The 12,398-nt window shown below is 67.9% G+C and carries 5 protein-coding genes; 3 read left to right on the forward strand and 2 right to left on the reverse strand.

Annotated features, from left to right (window positions below):
• Window positions 1–555 precede the first annotated feature (555 nt).
• The 3 genes from ABZ293_RS28645 (at window position 556) to ABZ293_RS28655 (ending at window position 10,628) form a co-directional block, all read left to right on the forward strand.
• Window positions 556–708: a hypothetical protein gene (locus ABZ293_RS28645; protein ID WP_355185656.1), complete on the forward strand. Its 153-nt coding sequence runs from the start codon at window positions 556–558 to the stop codon at window positions 706–708.
• A gap of 318 nt (window positions 709–1,026) precedes the next feature.
• Entirely contained in the window at window positions 1,027–1,956 is a 930-nt protein-coding gene (locus tag ABZ293_RS28650; protein WP_355185626.1) for a helix-turn-helix domain-containing protein, read from the forward strand.
• Window positions 1,957–2,696: 740 nt separating this feature from the next.
• The gene (locus ABZ293_RS28655; RefSeq protein ID WP_355185628.1) at window positions 2,697–10,628 is read left to right on the forward strand and encodes an SDR family NAD(P)-dependent oxidoreductase; all 7,932 of its coding nucleotides are present in this window, start codon (window positions 2,697–2,699) and stop codon (window positions 10,626–10,628) included.
• A gap of 91 nt (window positions 10,629–10,719) precedes the next feature.
• Here the strand turns inward: ABZ293_RS28655 and ABZ293_RS28660 are convergent, their stop codons facing one another.
• On the reverse strand, window positions 10,720–11,349 hold the full coding sequence (locus tag ABZ293_RS28660; protein WP_355185630.1) for a TetR/AcrR family transcriptional regulator: 630 nt from the start codon (window positions 11,347–11,349) through the stop codon (window positions 10,720–10,722).
• Window positions 11,350–11,420: 71 nt separating this feature from the next.
• Window positions 11,421–12,377, reverse strand: coding sequence for a helix-turn-helix domain-containing protein (locus ABZ293_RS28665; protein WP_355185632.1), 957 nt, complete (start codon window positions 12,375–12,377; stop codon window positions 11,421–11,423).
• Window positions 12,378–12,398 lie beyond the last annotated feature (21 nt).

Consider the following 12,398-nt stretch of genomic DNA (forward strand, 5'->3'; position numbering starts at 1 on the left):
CCCCAGCATCGAACCCACCGCACAGCGTGCAGACCAGCCATGAACAGGCGGCACTCGTCTTCGACGATCGGCTATCCCGTTACGGGATGTAGGTGAAGGGTGTGGCGTTGCTGGTGCCTCCGGGGTCGGTCACGGTGACGTTCACCGCTCCGGCAGCGTTCGGGGGTGTTGCGGCGGTGATCTGACTGCCGGAATCTATGGTGAACGACGGGGCTGGAGTAGATCGACGCCGTCGCCTCGTCACTACGACTCAGCCCCGACCAGCGGCTGCACCTGCACAATCTTGCGTGGCCACCGAAACTCGACGCCCCCACTGTCGACCGACCGGTCGTGCGGGCCGGGTTGCGGCAACTGCTGGACTCGTTGACCAGCACACCGGCCTACGTGGTGGGGACACCGCACCAACATCCTCGCGTGGAACCGAGCCACCCGACCGGTGTTCGGCATTGATTTCGCGGAGCTGCCCGAGGACGAACGCACATGGATCGACCTGGTCTTCGGCTGGTTGCCGGACAGCGGCCGGGCGATCCGGACCTGATCCGGCTGCTGCACCGTATGACCGCCGGCAGCCCCGAATTCCGCGACATGTGGGCAACCCACAACGTCAATGACACCGCCCAGCCACCAGGCCGGGTTGGCCGTTTACCGTGCGCTCGAGCAGCGTTATCTCGGGGCCGCGGGCAGCGATTTCGATCCAGGCGCATGTGATCCGCTCGCCGCCGATAATCGGGTGGCGGAGGACCAAGCCACCGCTGTCGGCGGTCGCGGTCGGATCGAGCAAACCGATCAGGGCCTCGATATCGCTTGTCTCCCAGGCTCGTTTGAAGTCCCGACGTCCGTTGACAGCGTCAGCAGCGCGCTGTGAACCACATCGCGACGTAGACAGGACATCCGGGCCACGGTGTGGTTAGGATCCAACATCAAACCCGTGATGTTAGGTAACAGCCGAACGTGACAGCCTCTGACTTGGGTCAGCCCAAAACCGGGAGCCGCGACGCGGATTCGAGCGCGTCGCGAGAGATTTCCGTGGACTTCACCGTCTCGGATGAGGCAGCGCGTGGATTCGACGCGTTCGGGCGCGAGTGGGGGGCGCGGTTCGGCGCTGACCAACCGATGCCTACCTTCAGCCCGGACACGGTCGGCGACTACCGGGTGAGGACCCATGCTGCCCGGATGCGTGACCTGACAATGATCGACATGCACAGCGTATTGCCCCTCCGGACGGAACGCCCGGCCGACGGTGTCGACGGGGCGATCCAGCTGTACGTGGTGTCGCGCGGCGTTTGGAGATGGGGCGACCGGTCCGGTCGCAGCGAGCACACCGTGTCGGCCGGGCAGTTCCTGCTCCGGCAGCTCAGGCAACCGAAGCATTTCGACACTCAGCCACACACGACGGCGAAGATCATTCTCGGCATGCCGCAGACCGCCATCGAACCGCTGCTCCGGAACCGGACCATCACCGGACCGGCCGACTCTGCCGAGATCCGGTTGCTGGTGGCCCACACGAACATGGTCCGCGAAACGATGGCCGACCTCAGCGAGGCAGGTGAACGCGCCGCGCAAAACGCCCTGGTCGAGTTCGTCAAGGCGGTGGCCCTGGGCAGGTTCGACGACGTGGAACCCCAGTTGACTGCCGCGCTCACGCAGGCGGCCAAGGATCTCGCGAACCGCCGGCTCGCCGACCCCGACCTTTCTCCGACGATGCTGGCGCGTGAGCTCAATGTTTCCATCCGTACTCTGCAACGGGCGTTCGCCTCGGTCGGGGAGTCGGTGGCCGCCTACATCTGGCACCGGCGGCTGGAAGAGGCCAGACTCGCTCTCACCACGTCACCCAACCTGCTGAGTATCTCCGAACTTGCCGCCTACTGGCAGTTCTCGGACGGCAGCCACTTCATCCGGACCTTCAAGAAGACCTACGGCCTGACGCCCGCCGAATACGCTCGCTCGGCGCCCTGATCCTCGACGGCCGGTGCAGGCGCCAATGTGCCGCACGGTGACGCGGGCGTGCTGGTGACCGGCTAAAAACGTATCCCGTTGTCGGCCATGGCTTCCCACCATGCCTCAACACACCCCGGCCCGCGCCCCTACCGCCATCACCCGTCTGGACCCACACAGGCGCCGTCCAAATCCGCGGACACTACCCCTGTCCGATTTTCCAGTGCCGTCCATATTCGTGGACAGACGCCGTCCAGATCAGTGGACGTAGCCAGTGAACCGCAGAAAGTGTATGAGTCAGTGACGGATCGCTGACGCAAATGTTCCAGGGCGGTATCGGCGGGCCGATCGCCATACAGCTGGCCGGGCCGGTCCTGGTCGACTACGACGGCGCCGCGCACGCCTGGTCGGGTCAGCTGGTCGCGCCCGGCGCCGGGCGCTGCCGAACGACTCCGGCGGCACCGTCACCGTCACGCTCACCAGGGGGAAGGCAGTCGTCGCCTCGACCGGACCGCAACCCGTCCGGATCGTTCGCTGAACCCGCTGCGCGAGACCAGCTCTTTCCACCTTGTCGGCGAACAGCGGGACGGGATCCAATCCCGTCCCGCTGATGTGATCGGCGGTTGTCGTGCAACCTCGTCGTACACGGCATCGGGCCGGACGCGATAATGATCGAAGCTGCGGATTCCCGGAGGTGTCCGGCCGGGCGATCACGCGGCTCCGAGTTGATCTACGTGTTGTGGCAAAACGAGGGTTACGCGATGAATTCTGGTCCCAGCTCCCCGATCGATACCGCTCGGGCCGAGCACGAGGGCATTGCCGTCGTGGGGATCGGCTGCCGGTTCCCCGGACAGGTACATACCGCCGCCGACTTCTGGCGCCTGCTGACAGAGGAACGCGACGCGGTCGGCGAGGTTCCCGAAGACCGTTGGACCGCAACGGCTTTCTACGATCGCGATCCCCGGCGGCCGGGTCGCATGCGCACCCGGGCGGGCGGCTTTCTCGACGATGTCGCAGCGTTCGACGCGCACTTCTTCGGCATCACCCCGACCGAGGCGGCCCGGATGGACCCGCAGCAGCGGCTGTTCCTGGAGACGACCTGGGAAGCGTTGCAGGACGCGGGAATCGTCCCCGAACACCTCGCCGGTGAGCAGGTCGCCGTGTACGCCGGTGTCTCCGGCCACGACTACAGCGTGATTCAACTCGGTGCGGAGAACCGGAATCTGATCGGCGGTCACACCATGACCGGGGTTACGAACGCCATTGTGGCCAACCGGGTTTCGTATCTGCTGGACCTGCGCGGCCCGAGTATGACGGTGGATACCGCGTGTTCGTCCTCGCTGGTGGCAATGCACCTGGCGCTCCGCAGCATTCGTTCGGGCGAGGCGACGATGGCACTGGTCGGCGGGGTCAGCACGGTGCTGGTGCCCGGGGGGACCGTCGGGTTCAGCCAGGGCACCTTCCTGTCGCCCGAGGGACGCTCGAAATCGTTCGGCCGCAACGCCGACGGCTATATCCGCAGTGAGGGTTCGGGCACGGTCGTGCTGAAGCCACTGTCGGCGGCCGTCACCGACGGCGACCGGATCTACGCGGTGCTCCGCGGGAGTGCGGTCAATCAGGACGGCCGCACCCGGGGCATCGCGGTGCCGAGCGAAGACGCCCAGGCCCGGATGATTCTCGACGCCTGCCGGGATGCGGGTGTCGACCCTGCCGATATCGGCTATATCGAGGCGCACGGCACCGGAACTGCTATCGGTGACCCGATCGAGGCGCGGGCGCTGGGAAAGGCGCTGGGCGCCGGGCGAAACGGCCGCGGCCCCTGCATCATCGGCGCGGTGAAGTCGAACCTCGGCCACCTCGAGGCGGCGGCGGGCATGGCCGGGATCATCAAGGCCTGTCTGGTCCTCTCCAACGGCGAGATTCCCGCGAATCTGCATGCGGAGCAGCCGAATCCGGAAATTCCGTTCGAGGAACTGGGGTTGCGGCTCGCACAGACCCGCCAGCCCTGGCCTGGTGAGGGTCCGCGGTTGGCGGGTGTGAACTCCTTCGGGTTCGGCGGATCCAATGCGCACGTGGTCCTCGAGGGCCCGCCCACGGCTGCGGCACAACAGGATTCGAAGGCCGCAGCACAGCAGGACCCGAGGATTGCGGCACTGCAGAACCCAACGGTCGCGGCACAACAAGGTCCGAGAGTTACGGTGCCGCAGCAGGATTCGATGACCGAGACCGCTGCGCCCGTACTGTTCACACTCAGCGCGAAGACCAAGGACGCGCTGCGCGCCTACGCCGAGACCTACGCCGATTTCCTAGCGAATCCGGCGACGACGGCCGGGCTGCCCGCGATCGCCTCCGCACAGGCGCGCACACGGTCGCATTACGACCATCGGCTGGCGGTGGTCGGTTCGTCCACGGCGGAACTGCGAGAGGCCTTGCGCGACATGGCCGCAGGGTTGGAGCCCGAGACGCTGCGTAGCGGTGTGACATCGTCCGGTATGTCCTCGGTGGCGTTCGTCTTCTCCGGCCAGGGCTCGCAGTGGTGGGGTATGGCGCGGGAGCTGCTCGCGCACAACCGGGTGTTCCGGCGGACCGTGGAGCGTGTCGACGCCGAACTCCGCCGGTATGCGGACTGGAGTGTGGTCGAGGAACTGGGCCGGGACGAGGTCGAGAGCCGGATCGGTGAGACCTTCATCGCGCAGCCCGCGCTGTTCGCGGTGCAGCTCGGGCTGGCGGCGCTGTGGCACAGCTGGGGTATCACCCCCGTGGCGGTGATCGGGCACAGTATCGGCGAGGTCGCCGCCGCCTGCGTGTCGGATGCCCTGTCGTTCGAGGACGCGGTCCGGGTGATCTTCCATCGCAGCCGGGTGCAGCAGCGCGCCTCCGGCAGAGGCGGCATGCTCGCCGTCGGCCTGCCCGTCGACCAGGCGGCACAGCGTATCGCCGGTTATCGCGGGCGGGTCGAAATCGCCGCGCTCAACGGCCTCGAATCCACCGCTGTGGCAGGCGATCCCGACGCACTCGAAGAGATCGCGGCGGGCCTGGCGCGAGACGGAATCTTCTGCCGCATGCTCGACGTCGCGGTGGCGTTCCACAGCCATCACATGGATCCGCTGCGCGACGAGGTGCTGGCGTCGCTGTCCGGAATCGCCTCGGATGAGCCCACGATTCCGATGTATTCGACGGTCACCGCCGATCTCGTGCCGGACGGTGGGCTCGACGCGGAGTATTGGTGGCGCAATATCCGCGAGCCCGTCCGGTTCGCCCCCGCCATCGATCGCCTCATCGAGGACCGGCATCTGGTCTTCGTCGAACTCGGTCCGCACCCGATCCACACGACCGCGATCGGAGACCTGCTGGGCCGCCGCGGACTCGCCGGTGTCGCGGTCGGGTCGTTGCACCGCAGGCACAGCGACCGGGAGACGCTGCTGTCCGCACTGGGCTCGCTGTATGTGGCGGGTGTCGATCCGGTGTGGGAGTCGGTGTTCGACCGCAACCGTGGTCTCGGTCCTGATGCCGGTCCCGCGCGGGTAGCGCTGCCGTTCTACCCGTGGCAGCGCGAAACCCACTGGCTGGAAACCCCGGCCTCTCATGCCAAAAGGTTTCCGCCCCTGGGACATCCGCTCGTCGGAACCCGCCTGCCCGCCGCCGACGAGCCCGACAAGCATGTCTGGGAGCTGGTCCTGGATCCGGCCGAGTTCCCGTGGCTCGAGGACCACCGCGTCCAGGGACCCATCGTGCTGCCCGGCGCGGGCCACCTCGACCTGATCACCGGCTGCGCCCACGACGCGTTCGGGACAGGCGCATACACGGTCGAGGGCGTCGAATTCCGGCGCCCGCTGTTCGTCTTCGACGACCGCCCCGCCCCACGCGTCCAAGTGGTCCTGACCCCGGCGCTGCGGTTCGGGATCTACAGCCTCCAGCACGGCGACCGGGACTGGGTGCTGCACTCGGAAGGAACCCTGCGCCGCGGCGCACCCGAGCCCCAAGTGCCCGTGCCCTTCTCGGACCTGGACGGGCACTGCCCGCACGATTTCGATCCCGCACGGGTCGCCGCGCGGTTCCGCGACAACGGGTTGCTGCTGGGCCCGGCCTTCCGGGCGATCACGAAACTGAGCTACGGCAAGCTGTGCTCGCTCGGTCGCATCGACACCCCGGACACCATCGCCGACGAAGCAGCACGGCACCTGATCCACCCGGCCGTGCTGGACGCCTGCTTCCAGTCCCTGTCCATCGCGATGGGCAACGACCCGGACAGCGACGACACCGCGCTCTACATCCCCTACGACGTGGGGCGGTTCAGTTTCCACGCCGCGGCGGGCCCGCGCGTGTATTGCTACGGACAGGCGCGCGTCTCCGCGGACCCGGCCTACTGCGAGGGCGACCTGTGGCTGTTCAACTCCGACGGCACCCTGGTAGCCGAATTCGAAGACTTCAAAGGCAAGTCGATCACCCAGCCCGCCGAGGATCGTGATGCGCTGCTGGGGTGGCTCTACGCGTACCGGTGGCGGCCCGCGCCGACGCGCCCGCGCACACCGCTGCCCGCCGATTTCGTGCCGGGAGAGGCGGCCCTGGCAGCCGCCGTCGATCCGGTCATCAGCGAAATACGCGACCAGCCGCTCTACCGTGAGTACTACGCGCGGGTTGAACCGGAGGCGAACCTGCTGTGCGTCGCATACGTGACCGAGGCCTTGCATCAGCTCGGCATGGACTTCACACCGGGCCGGCGCTTCACGCTCGATGAACTCGCCCGCGATCTGGGCGTGCACGACAAACACCGCGGCCACTTCGCACTGCTGCTGGATTTGCTTGCCCGGTACGAGATTATGAGCAAGGACGGCGAGCACTGGCAGTTGCGAACGGTGCCCGATCGGGTCGATACCGCGGCGATGCTGGCCGGGCTGCGCGCACGGTATCCCGGATTCGAAGCCGAGTTCGCAGTCCTGGCGCGCGGCGGTACCGAACAGGCCGCGGTGCTGCGCGGTGAGGTCGATCCGATCGAACTTCTCTTCTCCGAGAGCGAATTCGGGCCGGTGGCCGACCTCTACGCGACCTCGTTCTCGCACGAACGGTGCAATCGCCTGGTCGCCGCGGTGGTCGCCGAGACCGTCCGGGCGCTGCCGGGAGATCGGCCGCTGCGGGTGCTGGAAATCGGTGCGGGCACGGGCGGCACCACCGGCTGGATCCTCGACCATTTACCGGCCGACCGCACCGAATATGTGTTCACCGATATCGGGCAGCTGTTCCCGGACAAGGCCCGGCAGCGTTTCGCCGGGTTCGAGTTCCTGGACTACCGCGTCCTCGACATCGAACGCGACATCGCCGAGCAGGGATTCGACCCGCACTACTTCGACATCGTCGTGGCCGCGAACGTATTGCACGCCACCGAGAACCTCCGCACCACCCTCGGCAACGTGGAGCGGTTGCTCACCTCCCGCGGGATGCTGCTGCTCGTCGAGTGGACCAACCCGTCGTACGGGCTCGATCTGACCTTCGGCAGCACCGAAGGCCGCTGGCGCTTCACCGATCACGATCTGCGGCCGGACCATGCGCTGCTGCCGGAGGCGGGGTGGCGGGACCTGCTGCCCACCGTCGGCTTCGAGAACGTGCAGATCTTCTCCGATATGACCGGACCGGAACAGACCGGCTGCTCGCTGATCGTCGCTCGCACAACGGAATTGGATCTCGCACCCCATCAGCCGCAGATCGAGCGGGGGGCGTGGGTCGTGCTGGCCGACACCGGTGGCGTCGCCGAACACTACCTCGAACTGCTCGGGGAGGCCACCGCCGGCAGTGTGCTCGTCACCAGGGGCGAAACCTTCGAGCAGGCCGGTGACCGTGCCTATCGGGTGCGTCCGACCAGTTACGCGGATCTCGCACGGGTGCTGACCGAGGTGCGTGCGCGTGCCGGATCCGTCGCCGGTGTGCTGCACCTGTGGAATCTGGACTACGCCGCGGCGGAGCTCACCAGCGAACTGCTGGCAGCAGCGGAACTGCACGGCGCCTACAGCGTGATCGCGCTGGCGCAAGCGGTCGAAGAGCTGGATTGGCCGGTGGCCCCGCGGTTCTGGGTGGCTACCACCGGCGGCGTAGCGGTGGATCGCACGGATCCGATCGCGCCATCGCAGACGCCGAGCTGGGGCATCCTGCGGGTGCTGCTCGGCGAGAACAGCAGACTCCGGGCGAAGATCATCGACCTCGACCCGGCAGCCGATGCGGGCACTCGGGCGGGGCACCTGTTCGACGAATTGCGGCACGTGCGCACGGCGGAAGAGGAGGTCGCCTATCGCGGCGACACCCGCTTCGCCGACCGCTTCGAACACCTCTCACTCGAAGAATTCGAGGCCGCGACCGCGACTCCCACCCGGACAATCGGGGAGACCCCATTCGAACTGGTGGTTCCCGCCGAGCCAGGTATCGACCAACTCCGGTACCGGACAACGCATCCGGCCGCTCTCGGCCCCACCGAGGTGGCCATCCGGCCCACGGCGACCGGATTGAACTTCCGCGACCTCATGCTCACCCTCGGGCTGTTGTCGGAGGAGGCGATCGCCGGCGGGCTGTACGAGCACACCCTCGGCCTCGAATGCGCCGGTGTCGTCACCCAGGTCGGCACCGCGGTCGAGGGACTCGCCCCGGGCGACCGGGTAATCGCCTTCGCGCGTGGTTGTTTCGGCTCTACGGTGATCACCGAGGCGCACCACGTCTACCCGGTGCCGGGTGAGCTGCCGGACGCTGCGGCCGCGACCTTGCCGATCGCCTACCTCACCGCGTGGTACGCACTCGTCGAGGTCGGCCGATTGCGGGCGGGCGAGCGGGTTCTCGTGCATGCCGCCGCCGGTGGTGTGGGTCTGGCCGCGGTGCACATCGCCCACCTGCTCGGTGCGACGGTGCTGGCCACCGCCGGCAGCGAGGACAAGCGGGAATACCTGCGGTCGCTGGGCGTGGAGGCGGTCTTCGACTCCCGGTCGCTGTCCTTCGCCGAGGAGATCCGCAAGTACTACGGCAGTGCCGGGGCCGGTGTGGGCGCCGGTGGCGGGGGCGGTTCCGGCGCGAGTGCGGGCACTGGAGCGGGGACCGGTGGTGGCGGTGGCAGCGCGAGTGCGGGTGCCGGGGCCGGGACCCGCGGTGGTGGCGGTGTCGATGTAGTGCTGAATTCGCTGCAGGGCGAGGCGATTCCGAAGAGCCTCGGGCTGCTGCGCTCGCACGGCCGGTTCGTCGAGATCGGCAAGCAGGATATCTACGACAACTACCAGCTGGGCCTGAAACCCTTCGGCAACAACCTGTCCTACTCGGCTGTCGATATCGACGGCATGCTGCTCGAGGTCCCGGCCCGGTGCCGCGAGGTCATGACGCGGGTCCTCGAGCATGTCGCCACGGGCACGCTGCCGCCACTGCCGCACACCGATTTCACTGCCGCCGAGGTGGTTTCGGCGTTCCGGTGCATGGCCGACGCCCGGCAGACCGGCAAGATCGTGGTCGGTTTCGGTGCCGCACACGGCGAATTGGATACCGCCGCATCGGATTCCGGCGAATCGGAGGCTGCCGCCGAGGTGCTCGTGTACCCGGCAGTGACCGGTGGCGTGACCTTGGATCCCGCGGGCAGTTATCTGATCACCGGCGGCTACACCGGCTTCGGCCTGCGGACCGCGCGGTGGCTGGCCGACAACGGCGCCCGGACCATCGTGCTGGCCGGTCGCCGCGCCGCGATCGATGCCGAGAACGAGGCGCCGATCGCGGCGATGCGGGCGCTGGGTGTCGAGGTCGTGCTCGAACGCGCCGACGTCTCGGTCGAGGCCGAGGTGGTGGGCCTGCTCGAACGGATCTCGGCACTGCCGCCGCTGCGCGGGATCTACCACGCGGCCATGGTGCTCGCGGACGGCCGGCTGGCCACGATGACCGAGGAGCAGTTCCTGCGGACCGTGCGTCCGAAGGCCGATGGCGCCTGGCACCTGCATCACCACACCCGGCACCTCGACCTGGACGCCTTCGTCATGTACTCCTCGGGAAGCTGGAACGTCGGCACGCCCGGTCAGTCGAATTACGCCGCGGCCAATGGGTTCCTGGAGGCACTGGCCCTGCACCGCCGCCGGCTCGGGCTCCCGGCCCTCACGGTCAACTGGGGCGCCATCGGCGAGATCGGATACGTCGCGCGCAACCAGCTCGACAGCCTGTCGCGGCTGGGCTGGAAACCGATCTCACCGGCCGCCGCCCTCGAATTCCTCGGTCGCTGCCTGGCCCAAGGTATCGCGCGTGCCAGTGTCGCGAACGTGAACTGGACGAAGATGAGTCACGTCATGCCGATCGTGCGCAGCTCACCGCGCCTGTCGCACCTCCCGGACGCGGAGGACCCCACGACCGTCTTCGGCATCGAGGGGCTGCGCGCCGAACTGCTCGGCCTGCCCACCGGCGAGCGCGAGCAGCGGCTGGCAACGGCACTGGCGCAACAGATCTCGCGGATCTTCAATATGCCGGTCGAGCGACTGCCCCGCGATGTCGGCCTGACCGATCTCGGGATGGACTCGCTGCTGGCCGGGCAGATCCGCATCATGCTGGCCAAGCACCTGGAGATCGACTTCCCGACGATGGGCCTGATGAGTGGCCCGACGATCGTGGAACTGGCCGGTGCGGCGCTCGCCCGGATGCTCGGCGAAACCAATGGAGCCGCAACGGGTTCGACGGCGCGGACCACTGGCTGACCCTGTCTGAGAGGCCGGGCACCACCGCGCCCGGCCCGACCACGATCAACGTGCCGCCGGGGACGATGCGGACCCGGGCGCGATGGTCCGGTCAGGGCCGTAACAGCGATTCCACCTCGTCGGCGAACAGCAGCGCCGGATCGAATCCCATTCCGTTGAAGTGGCCGGCCAGTTCCAGCGACAGCACGCCGTGCACCCGGGTCCAGAACGACAGGGCCCGGTGCATGGTCGCGGCCGCCTCCGGGCTCTGGTGTTGTTCGAGGTGGGTGTCGAAAGCGGTTGCGGGCCTTGCGGGTAGGCGGCCGTGCGCTTCCAGCAGCACCGTGAGGATCTCGTCCGAGATCGCGGTGGTCTCCGCGGGTGCGTGATATCCGGGGACGGGCGTTCCGTAGATCAGCAGATATCGCTGCGGATCGCGCAGCGCCCATTCCCGCACTGTGTTGGCGAGCCCGGCCACGTCGGCGCCGGAATCGAGGGCCGCCCGGAGAGCGTCTGCGAGACTGCGGTACGCGTCCCGGATGAGTTCGGTGATCAGCTCGTCACGGCTGGCGAAATACCGGTAGAGCGCAGGCCCGCTCATTCCGACCTGTTTGGCGATCGCGTTGAGCGACAACGCGGCCGCGCCGGCGGTGCCTATCTGCTCCCAGGCGTGCTGTTTGATCTCCCCGCGTACCTGCTCGCGAAAGCGCTCTCGCGGACTCTTGGCCCCCACGTCCGCCATCGATACTCCATTCCCGGCCATTGCACACCGCTCCGACCTGGAATCTATAACCCGACCGTCGGTCGCGATGATCAAACAACACGCCTGGGTACGGCCCGCTCCTCCGCGGTTCCGATGGCGCGAGCGTATTCGGCGGGCGTCCGGCCGTAGGCCTTCTTGAAGGCCCGGATGAAGTGGCTGCTGTCCGAGAACTGCCAGTAGGCGGCGAGTTCCGAGACGCTCGGCCGGTCGGGTGAGGCGGTGAGGGCGAGCCTGGCCTCCTCCAGCCGCCGGTACCGGATATAGGTGTTGGCCGACTCCCCCACCGCGGCGAACGCCCGTTGCAGCGTGCGCATCGAGACATTGAGCTCGCGCGCCAGCAGCGCCGGCGAAAGCTCGGGATCGGCGAGCCGGCGGTCCGCCAGATCCTTCGCCGCCTGGGCCAGCGCGGGCGCCAGCCGGGGTTCCATATCGTCGAACCGGCCCAATGCCGCCCCCTTGACCAGCTCGATCAGGGCGTTGCGCGCGGCGTGCGCACCGTCCGGACCGAGGTCCGCCAGCGTTGTGCGGACCATATTCGCGTGTGCCATCAGCAGCCGGATCTCGGCCGATTCCACCGCTCCGGTAATACCCCGGTTCCGGAGCAGCGGTTCGAGCGTGGACGACATGGCGGCGATGACCTTCGCCGTCGTATGCGGCTGCATTTCGAAATTCCCCGGCCGCTCGAGGCGGCGGAGCAGGAACTGACCGGCCGACACGGTGTACCCACCGCGGCCGGACCCATCGTCCAGTGTGTAGGCGCCACTCGACACCACATACAGCTGGATTTCACCCTCCACGCTGTTGGCCGGGCGTTCCGTCCGAATTCCGGACACGCCGTGGATATCGACCATCACCAGGTCACGCATCCGGACGGCGTGGGCCCGGACCCGGAAATCGCCGGTGGTCGCCGAGCTGAAGCCGGGCAGCCTGGCGCCGAGCTGGCTGTCCCACTTGTTCCGGTAGGTGTCGAATCCGCGGGCCGCGGTGTCCGGGAGCGTGGAGTCCATCGAGAACTCGGCTTCCGGCGT

Source organism: Nocardia sp. NPDC005998 (assembly GCF_040614395.1).
In the GTDB taxonomy this organism is placed as follows: Bacteria; Actinomycetota; Actinomycetes; order Mycobacteriales; family Mycobacteriaceae; genus Nocardia.